General features: G+C 53.7%; 15 protein-coding genes. 8 read left to right on the top strand and 7 right to left on the bottom strand.

Features of this window, described 5'->3' with window-relative positions; all coding sequences use genetic code 11:
* From A0129_RS13470 to A0129_RS13440, 7 genes are all read right to left on the bottom strand, one after another.
* The coding region (locus A0129_RS13470) for an NAD(P)-binding protein (RefSeq protein ID WP_291715758.1) at nt 1–289 on the bottom strand (289 nt) is incomplete at its 3' end.
* Between the two features lie 3 nt (nt 290–292).
* Nucleotides 293–1,642, bottom strand: coding sequence for a multiheme c-type cytochrome (locus A0129_RS13465; protein ID WP_291715756.1), 1,350 nt, complete (start codon nt 1,640–1,642; stop codon nt 293–295).
* Nucleotides 1,643–1,645: 3 nt separating this feature from the next.
* Complete coding sequence (locus tag A0129_RS13460; protein WP_291715755.1) at nt 1,646–5,545, bottom strand: hypothetical protein; 3,900 nt, start codon at nt 5,543–5,545, stop codon at nt 1,646–1,648.
* 16 nt (nt 5,546–5,561) lie between these two features.
* Entirely contained in the window at nt 5,562–7,823 is a 2,262-nt protein-coding gene (locus A0129_RS13455) for an SH3 domain-containing protein (protein WP_291715753.1), read from the bottom strand.
* Nucleotides 7,808–9,793, bottom strand: coding sequence for a heme-binding protein (locus tag A0129_RS13450; protein WP_291715751.1), 1,986 nt, complete (start codon nt 9,791–9,793; stop codon nt 7,808–7,810). The genes A0129_RS13455 and A0129_RS13450 overlap by 16 nt, the downstream gene beginning before the upstream one ends.
* Nucleotides 9,794–9,896: 103 nt before the next feature.
* A complete protein-coding gene (locus A0129_RS13445; protein ID WP_291715748.1) occupies nt 9,897–11,363 on the bottom strand; it encodes a cytochrome c3 family protein in 1,467 nt (488 codons plus the stop codon).
* A 6-nt stretch (nt 11,364–11,369) separates the two neighbouring features.
* The gene (locus A0129_RS13440) at nt 11,370–12,185 is read right to left on the bottom strand and encodes a hypothetical protein (RefSeq protein WP_291715747.1); all 816 of its coding nucleotides are present in this window, start codon (nt 12,183–12,185) and stop codon (nt 11,370–11,372) included.
* 129 nt (nt 12,186–12,314) lie between these two features.
* Here A0129_RS13440 and A0129_RS13435 point away from each other — a divergent pair, with 129 nt between their 5' ends.
* The 8 genes from A0129_RS13435 to A0129_RS13400 are packed head-to-tail and all read left to right on the top strand — an operon-like array spanning nt 12,315 to nt 19,150.
* A complete protein-coding gene (locus A0129_RS13435) occupies nt 12,315–13,559 on the top strand; it encodes a hypothetical protein (protein WP_291715745.1) in 1,245 nt (414 codons plus the stop codon).
* Entirely contained in the window at nt 13,559–14,896 is a 1,338-nt protein-coding gene (locus A0129_RS13430; protein ID WP_291715743.1) for a heme exporter protein CcmB, read from the top strand. The genes A0129_RS13435 and A0129_RS13430 overlap by 1 nt, the downstream gene beginning before the upstream one ends.
* Before the next feature lie 2 nt (nt 14,897–14,898).
* On the top strand, nt 14,899–15,591 hold the full coding sequence (gene ccmC / locus A0129_RS13425; protein ID WP_291715741.1) for a heme ABC transporter permease CcmC: 693 nt from the start codon (nt 14,899–14,901) through the stop codon (nt 15,589–15,591).
* Nucleotides 15,592–15,609: 18 nt separating this feature from the next.
* Complete coding sequence (locus A0129_RS13420; protein WP_291715739.1) at nt 15,610–15,783, top strand: hypothetical protein; 174 nt, start codon at nt 15,610–15,612, stop codon at nt 15,781–15,783.
* Nucleotides 15,776–16,183 (top strand): cytochrome c maturation protein CcmE, encoded by a 408-nt coding sequence (ccmE, locus tag A0129_RS13415; RefSeq protein WP_291715738.1) that lies wholly within the window; start codon nt 15,776–15,778, stop codon nt 16,181–16,183. The genes A0129_RS13420 and ccmE overlap by 8 nt, the downstream gene beginning before the upstream one ends.
* Nucleotides 16,180–18,171, top strand: coding sequence for a heme lyase CcmF/NrfE family subunit (locus A0129_RS13410; RefSeq protein ID WP_291715736.1), 1,992 nt, complete (start codon nt 16,180–16,182; stop codon nt 18,169–18,171). Before ccmE ends, A0129_RS13410 begins: the two co-directional genes overlap by 4 nt.
* Complete coding sequence (locus A0129_RS13405) at nt 18,168–18,737, top strand: DsbE family thiol:disulfide interchange protein (protein WP_291715734.1); 570 nt, start codon at nt 18,168–18,170, stop codon at nt 18,735–18,737. The genes A0129_RS13410 and A0129_RS13405 overlap by 4 nt, the downstream gene beginning before the upstream one ends.
* Nucleotides 18,734–19,150, top strand: coding sequence for a cytochrome c-type biogenesis protein (locus A0129_RS13400; RefSeq protein ID WP_291715732.1), 417 nt, complete (start codon nt 18,734–18,736; stop codon nt 19,148–19,150). The genes A0129_RS13405 and A0129_RS13400 overlap by 4 nt, the downstream gene beginning before the upstream one ends.
* The last annotated feature ends 98 nt before the right edge of the window (nt 19,151–19,248 follow it).

Raw genomic sequence — 19,248 nt, 5'->3', positions numbered from 1 at the left:
GATTAAGCAGCTGCGAATCCCAGGTGCCAAGAATACTTTCCCGCTTTCCAGCCTCAAATGACATGCCACTGCGAAGGGGCAGAAAGCTGGGCTCAGCCATCACATGCTTGCCTTTTTGGTACTTGTAAATTGTGTCCGATGCATGGCTTTCTGATTCGAACAGCACGTACTTGCAACCCAGTTGCTGCGCGCGCGCCGCCGCAGACAAACCTGCCGGACCCGAGCCTACGATGGCGATATCCAGTTCAGCGGGCACATCGGCAAACATGGGTTTGAGATTGTCTTGCATGGTTTACGCTCCCACTGCGGCTTTCAGGGCCAGCAGTTCGGATTGAAATGCTTCGCGGTCGTAGGCCTCATCGTTGCTGAGTAATTTCAGCAAACGGTCCATTTTTGAGTTCACGGTTAGTGCAATGCGCGAATTGCCCTTTCGGGCAAGGCCATTGGCCACGCTGCTAATCGACATGTAGGCCTGTTCCGCACCCGCGAAATCGGCGTATTGGTTATTGGCTGCCATATTCACCAGGTCTTTCAGGATTTTCTCCAACACTTGCTCATTGAATGGAACCGTGGCCACTACTTTTCGCACGGTGTTCAGTTGCGCATGAAGTACATTTGCAGCGCGTTCAACTTCAGTGAAGTTGGCGGCCGGTGAGGTGCTTGCAATGTGCAACTGGTTCACCAGTTTGGCTATGTCGCTGCTGTGTTGCGGTGCGGCTGCGCGAACAATGGCCTGAACCATGATGAGGCTGGAGTTGTTGATGCGTGCTTGCCCTGGGCTGCGCGCCAAGTCTTTGGACCAGTCTTTTTTGCTCATGGGTGAGTGGCAGGCGTGGCAGTCGAACATCATGAGTTCGGGCATGATGCCTTGGCGATTGCGCTTGGTGTCTGCGATCAACTCCAGCAAATTGGCACTGCTGGCAAATTGTCCCATCGCCCAGATTTTTCCAGTATCGTAAGCGCCTTTGCGTTTAACCCAATCGTCGTCGATTCGGTAGTGCGGTGGTTCAAGGGCCATGAAAGTTTCCACTTCAATGGAAATGCGTGGGTGGCCCGCACCCATGATTTGATGGGTAATCGGGCGGCTTGAATCGCCCACATGGCAACTGGTACACAGCTTGGCGACGGCATAGGGGTCGCTTGTGGGGTATAAGCCGTTATCAATATTCTTTGCATGGCTTGCCTTGGGTTCTACGTGGGTTTTAATCCATTTTTCTGCAGGGCCGTGGCAGGCTTCGCAGTTCACGCCATCGCTTTTGTCAAAGCGCGGCCCCTGTTTACTGGCCGGCACATTGTGGCTGTGGCAATCCAGGCAAACTTTGGCTTCATGCGCAGGTTGGGCAAGCCCCAGGTTTTTGGCGATGCGTTGCGATTGTGCATTCTTTAACACGGCATACGCCTGGGTGTGTGGGTCTTCGCGCAGCCAGGTGGTGTATTCATTTTGCAAAACAGGTGTTGCTGTGCGTTCAGCAATGCTGCCATGGCAGGTGCTGCTCGCACAGTTCACTGTGCCAACCGATTGATGGGGTGATTGGTGCGGCATGGTTTGGGCCATGCCGGCTGTGTGCGCAGCCAGCAACAAGCTTGTGCCTAGCGCAAGCAACAGGCGATTGAAGCATCGGTTCAAGGCATTTGCTTTCATGGCTTAATCCTTTCTGAAAGCCACTGAATTGACTTTGGGCTTGGGCAGGTAGTTTTCTTGTTCAACCTTGTCGGTCACGGTCCACAGGCGACCATCGGGGCGAAGGTAAAACGCCTCCATTTCCTTGCGGGTGAATGGGCGTGAACCAATTCGGCCAAACACGGCAATTTGTCCGCCTGTCTCATCCACGGCGCGATCCCGGTCCAAACCTTTGGATACCGACAAAGCCGGGCTGGGCGTTTTGCGCCATGCAATCAGTTCAGGCATGGGCGCAGGCGAGAAGCCATAGAATTTCGGCTGCGTGTCAGGCGATGTCAGTTGCAAAACTTTCAAACCATTGACACCGTCCGCCACATAGGCAAACAGCGATGCATTGGTGGAGCCCACCACCACATCATGCGCGTCATTCAGTTGCCCGTCTGCAGTAAATTGTTGGTACACCACGGGCTTGCGCGGGCGTTCAATGTCGACAATCACCAAGCCCTGTTTTTTAGCCGCCACATAGGCGTAGGTGCGTGCCAAATAAACCCGTTGTGCATCTGCCATGGGTACCACGGCACCGGTGTGTTCGGGCTTCTCAGGGTGGGTAATGTCGATCACTTCCAGCCCTTTGGCTGTGGTGGCAAACAGGTAGCGGAATTGCACTGCTGTGGCTCGGGCGTCCTGCAAGGGCAGGGTGGTAATGTGGCGCGGCTTCAGCGGGTTGTTGATGTCAACAAACACCAGCCCCTTCGGCGTGGTGATGTAAGCGTAGTGCCCGCCCAAGGTAATGTGGCTTGCACCGTTCAACACCCCGTTTTCGTTCCAGGTTACCGCGCGCTCGAAAAAGTTGTTGCGAGGCTCGCCGTCTGCCAGCGTGTTCACATTCACTGCAATCAGGCCTTCTTGGCTGTCGGTGATAAAGGCGTAGTTGTAGATGGGGTGGAAGGGCTGTTCCATATTGGTAACGCGCATCAGGTCGCCCTGGTTTTTCTCGGGGTTGATGGGCTGGTTGGTGGGTAGGGCCATGCAAGTCGCATTTTTGGAAGCCACATGGGTGTCATGCCCAAGTGGGCTGAACGGTGCGGTGATCACTCGTTGCCCATAGCCTTTGTTGGCCACACTGGCTGCGTCATAGGCGCGGAAACCGCCTTTTCCTTCTGCCACAAACACATACTCGCCGCGCAATTGAATGCAACTGGCCACGCCTTTGGTGGTGTGGTCCATCAACGCGGGCACCACGGTATCAGCCAGTTCTCGATTGCGATTCAAGTGGTTTTGATAATAGTCCGGGTAGGCGTATTTGTGCAGATAGCTGCCCAGCACGGCCTGGGGTTCGTCCCATTCGGTTACGGTAACCGCTGCAATGTGCTCTGTGCCGCCCAGCCATGCATTGAACCCGATGAAGTTCACAAAGTTTGTGCCTTGTAACAACAGCTGCGCCATGATGGCGTTGTTGTCATCCTCGCGTGACAGATGGCAATCGCTACAGGTTTTTGTTTCTTCCTTGCGCTCGGTGTGTGGGTAGTGCGGTGCAAAGGCTTGCGATGAAAAACCGCTCGCAGCAATGGGTGGCTGTTGAATGTAAATGCGTTCGCGGTTGGCGTTCATCGATGAAAGAATCAAGGCCGAACTTGAACGAATTGGCGCAATGCGGTTGCCTTTCACCGGGCCATGCACGCCCAGCTGGAACATGTCGTCGCGCGCCACTTGCGGGTTGTAGGTGGCGTAGTTTCGGGTTTCCCCGCCTTCATAATGCAGGCGCTCGGTTTTCCAGTTGGCTTGAATGGGCAAGTGGCAACCTGCACAGCTGGTGGTCCAGCTCAGGTGGCAGGTGAAGCAAGTCATCTTGTCGTTGTCGTGCGCCAGCTCTTTTACGCCTGGTCCCCATTTCCCGTCTTGGCCTTCTGCACCAGCACCCATCAGTTTGGCGCGTGCAGCTTTGGCGTTGTACTCAGGGTGTGCCGGGTTCATATTGTCTTTGACCAGGCTCATTTCCCATTCTTTGTTGGGGTCGAGTGCGGCGCGCTGGTACAGCTTGCCATCTCGCCATTCGAAGCGTTTTCGGCCGTCCTGGGTTCGCAATTGGGTCAGATCAGTCCCGCCGGGTGGCGCAGCAGGCCCGCTGGTGCGCAAAGTGGGGTATTTGGTGGCGGTGCCATGACAATCGGCACAATCTACTTCAACTGCAGCAGCCACTTCGCCATAAATGTGACCATTGCCGTGCATGTCTTGCGCAAAGTGACAATCAACGCAGTGCATGCCCACGTCGAGGTGAATTGAACTCAGGTGAACGGCCTTGTCGAATTTTTTGGGGTCATCGTCGGCAACCACATTGCCCTGCGCATCCAGCAAAGCACCTTTGCGGTTGCGCTTGAAAACTGCACGGAAGTTCCACCCGTGCCCGTGGTAATCGGCAAATTGCGTATCTTTCAGTTTGTTGTTGAGCGTTGAAACGTTTTTGAGGAATTCGGGGTCGCTCCACTTGCCACGCACCGCGGCTTCTTCGGGGTTGCGATCCAGAATTTCACGCATTTCTGAATCGGTGGGGTAACGTTGCTTTTCTGGCCACATGTGCGGCGCGTCGCTTTCGTAGTCCCACATGATGTAGCCGTAATAGCTGTTCACAAACACGTTGGGCTGGTGCATGTGGCACACCATGCACTGCGAGCTTGGAATAGCGCGTGTGAATTCATGCTTCACCGGGTGACCACTTTCGTTTTTTGCGATGGTCGGGTCAATGGTTTGCGTGGTGCCATCATGACCAAACTTGGCGTAGGGCCCTGCATGCTTTGGGTCACGGTCGTTGGTGTAAATGGTGTGGCAGCCCGTACAACCCGATGAACGGTAGTCACCGGGTTGCTCATTGGTGCCCAGGAACCAAAGATGCGGATCGTTCAAGCGGGTCTTGGTCACGTTGATCAAGGGCACGGCAATACGCTGGCCGGTGCCAGGGCCCCGGTTGGATTGCTTGATGTCGGGTCGCCCCGGTTCGTCCAGTCGCTGAATTTGGCCCAAAACGTTGGGTAAACCCACTTCAGGAAAGATGCTGTTGATCACTTTGCCGCCACGTTCGAACACGCGGAATATGTCGCCAGGGGGCGTGGTTTCCCAAGCGGGCAGGGGCGCCAGTTCATTCAGAATACCCTTGTGCACGAACAGTTCGTTGTTGGCCTCCACCGGGTTTTTCAGCAAACCGGGTTTTCCGTCTTGCGTGTAGGCCTCGCCCAGAATGTAGCGTTTGTAAGGCAAAATTCCATTGTTGTACGAGGCTCCACCCCACAACATGGCCGATGTACTCATCAAGCTGCGCTCTTGGGCCTGAATGATCGGCAAGTGGCATGCACCGCAGGCTTCGCGTGCCACTCGCAAGTCACCGGGGTTGACGAAGCGGATGTAGGCAGGGTGTTCCTTGTTCAGCTTGGCGTACGAACGCCTTGGGTTGGCCGACGACGGGTAGTTCCAGAATTTTTCATTGCGTGGCGCAATGTGCGCTTTGTCCAGCGCGGCCCGGTACTCAGGTGCAAAGCCTTTTTCACGCGCGGCGCGGGTGTGGTCGTAGGCCAGTGTGCCTTGCTTTTGCTCTTTGCCATTCCATTTCACGGTGGCGTCACCACCATGGCAATCGGTGCAGCCCAACACCACACCGGGGTTGGCGTGCATGGTGTGTTCATCTGTCTGTGTGTGGCAGCTCATGCAGCCTTCGGTTTTAGCAAAGGCCTCCTGCGCAGTTTGCCGTTCAGGCGCATGAGGTGCCATGGTGTAGCTTTTTTCAGGCAGCTTTTCACTGGCTGCATGGGCTACATCGTTGATAGGTAATGTGCAAACAGTCGCCACCGCTAAACCCAAGGCAAGCAGCCAGCCCTGCCAGCGATCGTTGCTGGCGGGCTTTGTGGGAGGAGCAATGGCGTTATTCAAATTCATCAACAAACAACCTGCCTTAAAAACTCAAAATCACGTTGAACAAAAACGAGTAAGGGTCTTTGTCTTCCGGGAACAATTCTTTGTAGCCCTTGCCCGGTAACAGTTTGGCAAACGACCCGTTCACCACAATGTTTTGCGAGAAGAAGGGGCGGTACTGAAAACCCACCGACGCATCAATACCCAAATCCGTGGATGGTGGGCGTTGCTGGCGCAAGGTGCCCAGCACATTGGTGTTGTCGAATTCAAGCTTGTTGACGTTGGCCACCAAACGAAGCTCGGGCAATACATCAATATCGGCACCAATACCCAGCAGCAACAGGCCTGGGTTGATGAAATTCGATTGCCCCTGTTCTTTGCTTGAACGCAGGGAAGGCAACACGCCGTTTCGGCCTGACAAAGCCACACCACCGCCGCCAATCAAAGGAATATTCTGACGGATGAAAAAGCTGGTGTCGGCACCTGCAAACTGGGGGTTCTCGAATATGGCATCGAAGCCCTCGGCTTTTCCATCAAAAGGATCTTCGTCGCCCGACGCGTACAGGAAACTGCCACGCAAGCGGAACCAGTCAAAGTCGCGCGACAATTCTGTGGCGTGAAAGAATGCATCAATGTCTTGCTCGCGCTGGGCAAGCGGGTGCCTGTCTGTTTTACCCGTGGCGTAGTAGGTTGACGTGGTAATGTTCATGCGGCCGTAGTGGCCATCACCGCTGAACCCAAAATAGTCCACATGGTAGCCAAACGGCTTTTGATCGCCCAGCGAGGAGGGCCGAGCGAGAAATCCGTTCGCGTCGAAGTAACGTTCACCGTCTTCATCGTTGCGGTTGTGGATGTAGGTAACCTGGCTGGTGAAACCCAAAAACGGGAAGTCTTGCCGGTACAGGTTGGCCACGAAAAAATCATCGTCACGCAGGTCTTGCCGAATATCATTCAGACCACTGTTGGTGTCTTTTTCAACCCGCTTGAAATAGCCGATGTTGTATTGGTAAATGTTGTTGTTGCGGTTGCCGAACAGGCGAATGCCCATGGGCAGGTCTTGGAACAGAAAGCCCCGGAAGTCGCTGATGAATGGCTGAATACCTACACGCAAGCTGTCGAAATCGTAGCGATCTGACACGTTGCGAAGGTGCACGTCGACAAATGCTTCCTGAATACCCACAAACCCTTCACGGCGAACATCGCCGGAAGAAGAGGCAATTTTCAGCAAGCGGTCTTCATTGACGCGCACATCGGTGTAGTTGAACACCGGTGTTAAACGGAACTCATAGTCGGGTGGTTTGAAAGTAGTGTTGCCTTTGGTCAACGACAAACTCACGATCAAGTTGTGGGCAAAAATCGATTGCTCACCATCACCGAAAATATTGGCCTGCCCACCAGTGGTGGATGTGGCTGGCGGTACAGGCACCGGAAAGTTGCGTTGCTCGTACAGCGTGTCGGCAATAATACCCAAGTTAAAAAACCAGTCGGGGCCCAGTGTGTTTTGCAACACCGGCAGGTCGCCCTTGATCACGTTTTGGTTGTAGGGGTCGAACAGCGGAAACTTGAAACCCAGCGAATGCATGATGCGCCAGCGATCAGGCACTGCCACTGTTTCGCGTGGCAGGTTGGGCAAAGGTGGGGGCACCTGGCTCGGGTCGATCACGGGTATGGCAATGTCACGCGGCACAATGGGTGTGTCGCGGCCAGGAATGGCGCGCTGTACCTGCGGTGTTTGTGGAATTGTGTTGGGGACTATGCCCGGTGTGGCAGTGCTTGAAGGGCGTATGCCAGTGCCTGCTTTGTCTTGCAGCACATCGGCTGAAAATGCACGGGGCGCAAATACGCCGAGCGATTGTTCACCGTACTGGCCGGTGCCTTGTTGCACCCAGCCGTCGGTGCTGCCCAGGAAGCCACCCAAGAGGCTGTCTTGAATACGAACTCGATACCAGCCGTCTTTCTCTTCATAGGCATCGACCAACTGACCTTTGAAAAACTCGCCAATCGCGCGAGACTCCTTGTTGGGTTTTGTGTACACCACGCTTCGGTTGTCAAACACTTGCAGCAACACCAGCGGGCGTTCGGCGTTTTCAAGTTCCGCAACTTCCGGAATGCCAGCCACTTTCCGGGTAACTTTCTCAACGGTTTCTGTCACCTGGGCAACAAGGTTGGGCTTTGTTTCGCTGCGAATATCCGCCCGAATTTGTGCAATTGCGGGCACGGGCAGCAAGCCAGCCAAAATCAGCCCAATGGCCAGTGGTTTCAAACGCATGATGTTGTTGTTTTTCTTCATGGTGCTGGGCATACGTTTTGTTCACTGCTGTTGTTGAACGGAGTTTGCGGACACTGCACATACTTCAAAAACTCGCCTGAATTGGATAATTCATTGGCAGTCAGCAAGGTGGAGGGGAATGGGCGCATGGTGCTACCTACTGCTGCAGCTCCGTTGATTACACCCAGGTAGCCAATCATGTCGTCCTGGTCCACGCCGTCACCGGACACACCAATTGCACCTACCAATGTGTCGCCTTTATAAATCGGGAAACCTCCCGGGAAAATCTGCATACCATTGGCGAAGCGGCTTTGTCGGCCTGCGGGAATATTCGCCTCGTCAACACAGGTGAGTGCGGCTGGGGGTGAGAACTGATTTGCTGCGCGCGTGGTCGCTGTCAGCGTACCCAATACCTTGTTGGTCACAATGTTCAATTGAAAGCCAACGTTGAAAGGGCTCCATTGAGAGATTGGTGATGAAAGTGGTCCTGTTGGCGTACCCACCTCGCCGTCTGGAAAGTAGGGGCGGTGCACGTTGCCGATTGCGCGCGCTGAAAATGCCTTGCTGCCATTCAGGGAACTGGCCTGCCCGGTAAAAAACGTGTCCATTGCATTGGCAAATGCGGCATGGTTACCCGCATCAATTGCCGTAAAGTCAGTCAATGCCTCTGCTGAACTGAATGAAAGTGCCGAGCGCGCTTTTTGTACCGATACATCAGTACCAAATATCGGTGCGTCTGACGAGCGAACCAAGCCTAGAATATCTCCGTCAAGATCAACCACAGACACCGTGACTTCCGCTGGAGAACCCAAAGGATTTCTGATTTGCGCACGAGCGCGGTTCGCAATCTTCATACCCTCGACCAGAATATTCTGCACCTCGGCTTGCGTCAGGTTCGCTCCGGCAGTCGGCGGAAAGCGCACCGAGGTGTTGTCAGCGGGGTTGGTAATCAGGGTAAATGTGTTCAGGCCATTGAAAGCTGGGGCGGTGGTTGCTACGTAACCGGATTGACTGGTCCCGTAAGAGGTGCCCGCGATTACATCCGCAACTTCTTTGTAGCCGGTAACCGCTACAAAATTTCCATTCCCAGCCAGCGCCGCGGCGCCAGCCATTGCGGGTGTGGTGTTGGAAAACTGAAAGGTTTGACCGTTTGCAGTAATACGATTTGCACGAATTTGAGCGGGCGCACGGAAAGCCTCAGGCAGTGCGGCAAATGCGATCTCTTCTTCAAGGTCTACTTCATTGGTGAGGATGTCACGGTCCAGCCCGTAAACGCCTTGGGTACCCGCATCGGTGGATGCAATCACGCCGATACCACCAACTACCCGACCTTCCTGATAGATCGGAAAGCCACCGGGATCTGCTGACAATCCCAAGGGTGATCGTTTTGGACCAATGGTCGCATTTTGCGAAAGCCACACATTCAGATCAGAGCAGGGAAGTTGGCTGAACTGCACACCATAAAGTGGGCCGCTGGGCTGGCCTGTTTCCCCGGGTTGGAAAAATTCCTGAACAATTTGGCTGGCTGTGCGGGTGCTGAATGCGTTCCCGGTTGAAGACAGGTAGGCTCCGGTAATTGCTTTGGCAATGGCTGCCAATTCGCTGGGCACGGGTGTGAATCCGTCCAGGCCCCTGCCATTGGCACCACTCAGTCCGCTTGTGATTATTACGGATGGGCTGGAGTTGGTCATGCGATAAACGGCCAACACATTGCCCACACGGTCGGTGATTGCGATGGTTGATTGCACACCTCTGGAAATGGACGCTTGTACCGCGCGGGCCACAATGTCGTTGACCTCCGGGATGGAGAGACTTTGCGTGCCCAAAGGCTCAACATTGAAATTGGGTTCAGACGAGCTTCCACCGCCACCCCCGCCACCGCAAGATACCAAGATAAATGGTGTTGCAAGGCAAACTGCCACTCCCATGGCAATCCGTTTTAATTGTGCTACCGAGCCTTTTACGGCGTATGTGCCGGTTGCTGCATCTGTGCGTTTTCGCATCGACTTCTAACTCGCTCATCTTTGTTTTTCAATGGACTTGCTTGCCTGCAAGTCCCCAGTTCACTGCTGGTCTGTCTACTCAAGTTACTGCGTCGAATGGCGATTACTTCGCTGCCACTTCTTTGTTGTGTATATGGTATTCGTGGCATACGCCACAGTTGGACTGAACTTTGTTTAACACGGGTTTGCTGCCTGCATGGCAAGTTTGGCATCCCTCAATGGTGGGCATCAGCACATCGCTGGCTTCCTCTGATTTGCTTGCTTTGTGACAACTTTCACAACTTTCAAATTCGTGTGCTTTGTGATCAAACTTGGCCATGGGCATCCAAGGATGGGCAGGATTGATCTCGGCAATCTTGTACTGCGGCATTCTGGATCCGGAGGTCTTGGTGTTACCCAAGCCATCCACCGCCTTTACTTCGTGGCACACAGAGCAGGCCGTATTTTCAAACAGCTCCACTGTTGCAAATGCTGCTTGTGCACGGGGGTTTCCGCTCAAGTTTCGCAAGTTGGAGCGATTCGGGTCTTTTTCACCGGGGCGCGCGCGCAACACCGCACGCTGTGCATTCACTTTGTTGCGTTCTTCGGGGTGCAAAGCCAAATAACTATAGAACTCTTCAACCGTGCTGAGCACTGCATCAACAGGGCCGTGGGGCACTTGCCGATCGGGCAGGGCTGGCTCAAAACTCAGCTTGTGGCACTCCTGGCAGTGGCTTTCCATGTTGAGTGTTTTAAACCCGGTTGCGGTATCTGCTGGCTCGTGGCAATTGGCACATTCCATCACCACTTTCTTGCTTGGGCTGTCAATACCCTTTGGGTCTAGGTGAACATCGTGCGGAAACTTCAGGTTCGTTTTTTCAACAATCGGTGTGTTGGCCGCCATGCGAATTCTGCGCAAATCACTGGGTTCAGGGCCTGTGGCCACAGTAATCCGAAATGCTGGGTGTTTGTCGCCGGCGAAGTCGCTGGCAGCAAGGGTTTCAGTTTTTGGTGCCACAGTTTTAATGTCGGTGTGGCAAGCTGCACAGTCGGCACCTACAAAATGTTTGTTCTGTTCTGCGAGGCTTTCGCGTCCTTTGTGATCGCGGTGACAGCTTGCGCAACGGCCTTCTTCGAATGACGTGTCGGGCAGTGTTTGCTCGGTTACATGTAAGCCCATATTACCGTGGCATACCAGGCAGCTTTCATCTTTGACACGCGAGAAGTTGCCGGCGTGGCAAGCCTGGCAATCGGCCTCCAGGTTCGAGTGGACGGAAGCCAGCGGACCAGGGTTCCAGATGGAATCCAAGGCCAGTGCCGTGGTACTGCGTGTGTTTGAAACCGGTGTGCTTTGAACACTGGGATGCGCGTTAACAGGCAGTTTTTCAGCAGACACTACCTGTGGTTTTACGTTTGAACCGGCAGGCTCAAGGCCAAACAGCCCAGGTGCCTGAATCGCCACCAGGGGTAAAATAAAAAATGCGAAAAGAATCGGTACAAAAAGCAACCAGGAAAGTAGGCGTTTCAGCCCCAGGGGCTTTTGCAAGGCCTGTTGCTCACGTTGAAGCGGGCTTTTTTCTTGTTCGGCCATGTTCGCTTACCAGTAAATGAAAACAGACAACACATGCGCAATCAGCGCAGCCAGCAAACCAAACGACAAAGGAACGTGAATGGATAGCCACAGCTCAAGCCAATATCGCAAGTGGTAATAACGGCGCAGTTGTCTCAACGCGCGCAGTCGCTGCACCTGGTTTCTGTATAAGTCAGAGAGACTGTCAACCCGTGTCATTTCCTGTTGCAGGTCATTCACGGCTTTCTCGGTGGCGCAGTCTTTCACTACGCCTTTGCGCTGACTGCTGCGATCCGGGTAGATGCTTTGCTTGTGAGAAGCGGCAATGATTCGTCCCACCAGGTCACCGGAATTCTTGATTTGTTTTTGAGCTTCGCGGTCCAAGGCCTGAATCTGTTCCACAATTTGCTCGGGACTTTGCCGATTCAGTACGTTTGACATTTCTGCGGGATACCGCAAGTAAAAACTGAGGCCCCAAACGCCTGTGCCAATGGTCGCCATCGTCAACACATAGGCCAATGAATGCACGTTCCAGCCAATCTGAAAACCTGTGTGCAATGTGGCAACCACCGACAATGCCAAGCCCAGATAAATATGCGCCGACACCCAGCCACGCAGGTTGCCTGTCTCATTGGCATACTGGCGTTTGCGTACACCAAACCACATTAGCCAAAGAATGAGTAGGGCACCTATGGTGCCAAGGGTATAGCCCAACCAGGTTCCGCCATTGGCATTGATTCTGGGTTGGTCAAAAAGGTAGGCAAACGACGAAACGAGCGTTAGCAGCAAGGCCCATTTCAGGAAAACAAATCGTTTGTAGTTGAACAGGTTGTCCTGAATCATGTGTTCAGCGCCTAGGCAAATAGTCAGAGGTAATGCTGCTCAGGGTTTACGCTTATTTCTGTATAGCCATTAATGTTACGTGATCATGGGTGATGTTAGTATCCCTACTTCATGTCTGGGGGTTAACAATTGAGTCTTGGTGCGGCCTTTGTGGGTTTTATCTTCCTGTTTTTCCTAGTATTTTGCCTATATTTTGCGTGGAACGGATTTTTTTTATCCAATGATCAAAAAACCACGAATGAGGCTGACTCTCTGGAAGATAGCCCAGAATGGCGAGCGTTTTTAAACCGACGCCAGGAAATTGAAACGGACCCAACACTCGACGCTGCGAGCAAACAGGTTTTAATCGACAATTGGCAAACCATGGCCAGTGAGAGCAAGCCCCACATGGCCACCGCTGCCGCGTCCCCAATGCGTCTGATCTGGGCCAGGCCCGCGGCCATGCCTTGGCTGATTGCAGGCAGCCTAGGCTTCGCGGTGCTGTTCACCTATTTGATTGGTGCAATGCACCCCGGTGCATTGAAGTGGCCTGAATCGAATGTTGTAGATGCGCTTGCACCAAGTGTTGATCAAGCAGTTGCCGCTTCAGCCGTGCATCCCGGAGACGGCGCCAATTTGCAGGACAGGCTGGCGGGCTTGCAGGCAAGGCTTGCTGCGCAGCCAGACGATTTGCGCGGTTGGGTGCTGCTGGCGCGCACTCACGCCTCCATGTCCAATTACCTTGAAAGTGCCAATGCCTTGAAAAAAGCGCTGGAACTCACGCCAGGGCATCCAGATATTCTCGCAGATTTGACCGACATGACCGCCATGGCACAGGGCCGCCAACTGGCTGGTGAACCGGAAACTTACATCGCAGCTGCACTACAAAGTGATCCTCGCCATGAAAAGGCCCTTGCACTGGCAGCCAGTGCTGCCGAGCAGGCAGGTGATCAAGACAAAGCGCAGGTGTACTGGCAACTGCTTAGCCAGGTTCAGCAAGCGAGCTTGAAACAATCGAATCCGGCACCCGAGGACATTCTCACCACAGTTAACGTAACTGTTCCTGAAGCAGCATTAAAAAGCCTGAAGGAATCATCGGCACTGTTTGTATTCTTAAAGGCGCAGCCCGGCCCCGGCATGCCACTGGCCGTGGTTCGCGTGCCTGCCTCGCAGTTAAGCGCAAGTAAGCTCGCGGTGCGCATCGGCCCGGGCGACTTTATTCAGGAAGGTGGTGTTGGCAATTTGCCCGATACCGTGCACATTCAAGCGCGCTTGTCGATTCAAGGTATGGCCCAAACAGGTGCTGGTGATATCGAGTCAAGCTGGCAAACACTTCCTCGCAATCAACTTGCTTCGGGTGTGGATTTAAGTTTGCCGCAGGCCCCGGCGAATTGATGATGCGTATTTCACTCTCGGCCGCTTGCCTGCAAGTTAAAACGCCGTCTCTGGAAGCGGCGGGTGTGGTGTTGTCAGGCCCAATCGGGTTTGAATTAAAACCGGGCGAAATCAATGTAATTCGCGGTGGAAATGGTGTTGGAAAATCAACCCTGTTGAGATTGATGAGCAATTCATTGCCGGGCCAGTGTGTTTTATTCAAACCTGAGTTTGGCCTGCGTGATGAATTGTTGGTCCACACACACCTGCAAATTGTATTGAGTCATCTTCGTGCCAATGCTCATAGCGTTGAATCTTTGCTTGAAAGGGTAGGGCTTGCGAACTGGCAATACGAGCGAATCGGCACTCTTTCATCCGGGCAGCGTGCACGTCTGGGTTTGTGCAGCTTGTTGGCGGGGCAATTCAAAGTGTGGTTGCTCGATGAGCCCTTGAATGCGCTGGATCACGAGGGTATTGCAACCTTGGCCGGGGCAATGGCCACGCATTTTGATCAGGGTGGCATTGTGTTCATGGCCACCCACGTGGACGCGTTGGTATTAACGCAGCACCTGGCTGGTGCACCCGTGAAAGAGGGCAGGCTGGAACAGGGCAAGTTGCTTGGCGGTTTTGTAGCAGATACCCACCTGGATGATTCCCGCGTAGATGATTCCCCTGCACGGGAGGCTGGGCATGCTGCAAAAGTGAATTTTCCCGCCTTGCTTCAACGCGACTGGGCGGTGACTTTGGGCAATCCACAAGCACTGCTGTGGGGTGCTTTGTTTCACTGGATGGTGCTGAGTTTTTTCGGAATAGGACTGGGAAAGCCAAGTGCCGAATTCGCTCAAGTGGCCGTGTGGGTCAGTTTGTTACTCGCTTTGATGCTGGGGGCCAAAGACTGGTTTGCGGAAGATCACCGCACTGGGTGGCTTGGCTTTGTGGCGGGCCTTAATCCTGACAACATTGCTTTGTATTGGTTGGTCAGGGTTATATTTTTGGTGCTATGCCAAGTGGTGGTACTGGTACCTGTCACAGGTTTGGTGGCGTTACAACTGGGGCTTCACGCCACACAAACCATCGACCTGGCTTTCGCCTTGAGCGTGGGTATTTGGGCCGTGGCGCCTCTGTTGGGCTTGATCGCGCTGTTGGTGATGCTGACTCGGGGTGGTGCAGTACTGGTCTATTTGTTGGCTTTGCCACTGTTGGTCCCCGTTCTGATTTTCGGGCTTGAGGCCAGTCAGGCCAATGGCTTCGGTCGCAGTGCAATTGCGCCGCTTGCTGTGCTTGCGAGTTTGGGAATGTTGGGTTGTTTGCTGGGGCCATTCGTGGCCAAGCGCCTTGTTGGTTTAATACAGGAATGACGATGTTTGCACAGTTGGCTTCACCCCCCAAGTTCCATGCCCTGGCCAGTTGGCTGTGGGTGTGGCTACTCGCAGCGGGTATTCTTCTGCTGGGGTTTGGTTTGTACACGGGTTTGTTTCTGGCACCTGTTGATGTTCAGCAAGGCGAAGTGTACAGAGCTATTTATGTGCATGTGCCCGCCGCCTGGATGTCGATGTTCCTGTACTTGGTGGCCTGTGGCTACGCGGGTTTGAATTGGGTCTATCGCAGCGATGTATCGGCAGTCATGATGCGTGCGCTGCTGCCCACCGGTGCATGGATGACTGTGTTGGCCCTGGTCACCGGTGCGCTGTGGGGCAAGCCCACTTGGGGCACCTACTGGGTGTGGGATGCAAGAATGACCTCGGAGCTTTTGCTGTTGTTTATCTATTTGGGCTTGATTGCCTTGGGTCAACTGACTACCAACCCGGCCAAGGCCGATCGTGTATTGGCAGTTGGACTGTTGATTGGTGCTGTGAACATTCCCTTGATTTACCTCTCGGTGGTTTTCTGGAATACGCTTCATCAGGGTTACAGCGTGTCGATGAGTGGCAGCCGGATTCACCCTGACATTGCCATGGGCATGTGGCTCAGCGTGTTGGGGTTCTGGTTGATTTGTGCCAGCACGGTGTTGAACCGTGCGCGGCGTTTGTTGGTACAAAGGCGTTGGTTGTAAAGGGCAAAAGGCAAAACAATGATTCTTGATGCATGGCAAACAATTTGGGCTTGCGTGGGTTTAAGCCTCTTGATTCTGTTTGTGGATGGTGTGCTGGCCGGTCGAGCGGGCCCCAGCAAAACCGATCTGGTTCGTCAAAAAAAGAGAGATGACCGAATGGTTGGGCTCAGTAAAGGGGTAGGTAATGAGTAATGCACGCGCGCATCGCGCGGCCTGGCTAGCGGCCATTGTTGTGGTGGCTTTGGGTTTTGGTATTGCCCTGGTCAAAGTGTTCAACGAAAACCTTGTTTTCTTCTACACCCCTACACAAATATTGGGTGGTGAAGTGCCCAAGGGTGAAAAAACCTATCGCCTGGGTGGCATGGTTGAAGTGGGTAGCGTTCAACGCGAGGCCGACTCATTGAAAGTTCGGTTTGTGGTCAGCGACATGAACAACAAAGTGCCGGTGGAGTTCACGGGCATCGTGCCAGATTTGTTCAAAGAGGGCACCGGGGTTGTGGCAGATGGCCAATGGGACGGCACCACCTTCAAAGCCTCTGAGGTGTTGGCCAAACACGATGAAGACTACATGCCGCCCGGAGTTGAGCAGTGATCGCGTTGATATCCCAGTTCAGTTTGGCCTTGGCCACCGTGTTGGCCTTGTTTGGCGCAGTCGCTGGTTTTGCCGCAGTGCGCGGGGTATATAGCCATGCGCCAGCAGTCCCTTTGTTGAACTCGATTCAACGCAATGTGCTGCTGGTCTCTGGGCTCGTCGGTATTGCCTTTGTTGGTTTGGTCTATTCCTTTGTGATCAGCGATTTTTCAGTTCGCAACGTGGCTGAAAATTCCAACCTGGCTCTGCCCGTTTTTTACAAAGTGGCCGCAAGTTGGGGTTCTCATGAAGGCTCCTTTTTGCTGTGGGTGCTTATGTTTGCAGGCTGGACCCAAGCTGTGGCCTGGGCCAAATTCGAGGTGTCGGCTTGTTTCAAAGTGCGCGTATTGGCCACCTTGCAATTGGTGCTGGTGGGTTTTCTGCTTTATTTGTTAATTGCCAGCAATCCCTTTGAATACCTGTACCCCACACCCGTCGACGGGCGAGACCTGAACCCGCTGCTGCAAGACATCGGCATGATCATTCATCCGCCCCTGTTGTACATGGGTTATGTGGGCTTCGCAGTGACCTTTGCCTTCGCAGTGGCTGGTTTGCTGGAGGGCCGGTTCGACATGACCTGGGCGCGCTGGAGTCGCCCCTGGACCAATGTGGCGTGGGCGTTTCTAACCATGGGCATTGCTTTGGGAAGCTGGTGGGCTTACCGGGAACTGGGTTGGGGCGGTTGGTGGTTTTGGGACCCGGTCGAAAATGCATCTCTAATGCCCTGGTTGGCAGGTACCGCGCTCATTCATTCACTGGCCGTGTCTGAAAAAAGGGGTGCCTTGCGCAGTTGGACCTTGTTGTTGGCACTCACTACCTTTGCCTTGTCCCTGTTGGGTACATTCCTGGTTCGCTCGGGTGTGCTTACCTCGGTGCATGCTTTCGCAACAGACCCTGAACGTGGCGTTTTCATTCTCGCCTTGTTGTTTATTGTGGTGGGCGCTTCCTACATTCTGTATGCGCTTAAAACAGGTGAAGTGGGGCAGGGTGGCAATTTCAAGGTCACTGGTCGTGAGTCGCTGTTGCTGTCCAACAATGTGCTCATGAGCGCTGCCTTGGTGGCCGTGATGTTGGGTACGCTTTACCCCTTGGTGGTCGAGGTGATCGGCGGGCGGAAAATGTCAGTGGGGCAGCCTTATTTTGAAGCCATGTTTGCACCCATTCTATTGCCCGCGGTGTTGCTCATGGCCTTGGGCCCCGATTCACGCTGGCGCGAAACCTCGTTGGCGCAATACATCAAGCCCGGGGTAGTGGCGCTTGCTGTTGCCGCGCTGGTGTTGTTGGGAGCAGCCTTGTTCAATGGTTATTTCAGCTTGTGGTGGGCCGTGGGTGTGGTGTGTGCAGTGTTCATGGCGGTGGCCACGCTGGCCCATGCTGCGGTGGCCACGCGCAAAGCAGGGGCCAGTATTCCTGAAAGTGGTTTGCTGTATCGCATTCGCCGTTTGTCCCTTTCTTATTGGGGCATGGTGCTTGCGCATTTGGGAGTGGCCGTGTTTGTGGTGGGCGTCAGTTGGGTAAAAACCTTCGAGACTGAAACCGACGCCGTGCTCAAGCCAGGAGAAACTTCTGAGATTGGCCCATGGCGGGTTACGTTCATTGGTGTTGATTCCGTGCAAAGGCAAAACCATGTGGCTGCTCTGGGCGTGTTTGAATTGACCCGCGGTGACGGCACGGTGATCCACTTGCTGGAACCCGAGAAGCGCCGCTATCAAAGTTCCGAACAAATCATGACCGAGGCTGCCATTCACAGCGACTGGTTTTCAGATGTGTACATCGGCCTTGGCGATGCAGTTCAAAGCAGTGCAAACTCCGGGGCGTGGGGCGTACGCCTGTATTACAAGCCATTGATCAACCTGATTTGGTGGGGTTGTGCCTTGATGGCACTGGGTGGTTTGCTTACCGTGTTTGATCGCCGTTACCGGCCCAGAAAGAATGCGGTGGCCTCATGATCAAGAAACGCTTGCGCCTGTATTTGCCAATTTTGGTCTTGTTGTTTTTGGGTGTGTTTTTGCTCCGTGGTTTGTGGCTTGATCCGAAAAAATTACCCTCCGCATTGATTGGCAAGGAAGCTCCTGCAGTCGTGTTGCCCGTACTCAGCTTTAACGGGCCAGAGGCGGATGCTGTGCAACTTGTAAACATTCAAACCCTTCAAAACATCGATGAATTGAAAGGCCAGCCTTGGGTACTGAATGTGTTTGCATCGTGGTGCCAGGCTTGCTTGGTGGAGCACCCGCATTTCATTGCTTTGGCGAAACAGAAAAAAATCAAGCTGGTGGGTTTGGCCTACAAAGACGACCTGGCCAATACCCGCCGTTGGCTGGCGCAATATGGCAATCCTTATGATTTGATCCTGATTGACCAGCAAGGGCAGTACGGAATTGAGTTGGGTGTGTATGGCGTGCCCGAAACTTTTTTAATGAGCGCCAACAACACCATTATTCACAAGCAGGTAGGGCCAATACCTGCCGACTATTTCGACAGCATGGCACTGCCCGCCATAGAGGCTTCCCGATGAATGTGAATGATCTAAATACAGCTGAGAAAGAACAGTACAAGGAAGTGGCCAGCGAGTTGCGTTGCCTGGTGTGTCAGAACCAGTCGCTGGCTGATTCACATGCTTCCTTGGCGGTCGATTTAAAAGAGAAAATCGCCGAACAAATTCGCGCTGGTAAAACCAACGAAGAAATTAAAAGCTACATGCAAGATCGCTATGGCGAGTTTGTGATCTACAAGCCCGCTTACAGCATGGAAAATGCGGTGTTGTGGTTGGGGCCATTTGTGGTGTTGCTGATTGCCGTGGTGCTGGCGCGCAAGGTGGGGAAAGGCTACAAAATACCCAAAGATGAAATGCCCCCTACCATGGCTGGCGACAGTGACTGGGCCGAAAAACTGTACGACGACGCAAGAAAACGCGAAGCCAAGAAATAAAAAAACCGAACCGTGATTGCTCAGGGTTCGATTTTTCTACATCAACCCCAAAATTCTTACTTCAAAGGCTTGTAACGCACTCGCTTCGGCCGTGCGCC

Origin of the sequence: Limnobacter sp. CACIAM 66H1 (genome assembly GCF_001601825.1) — a bacterium.
Taxonomy (GTDB): domain Bacteria; phylum Pseudomonadota; class Gammaproteobacteria; order Burkholderiales; family Burkholderiaceae_B; genus Limnobacter.
Note: the sequence above shows the minus strand (reverse complement) of the source record. Positions and strands in the feature narration are given on the sequence as shown.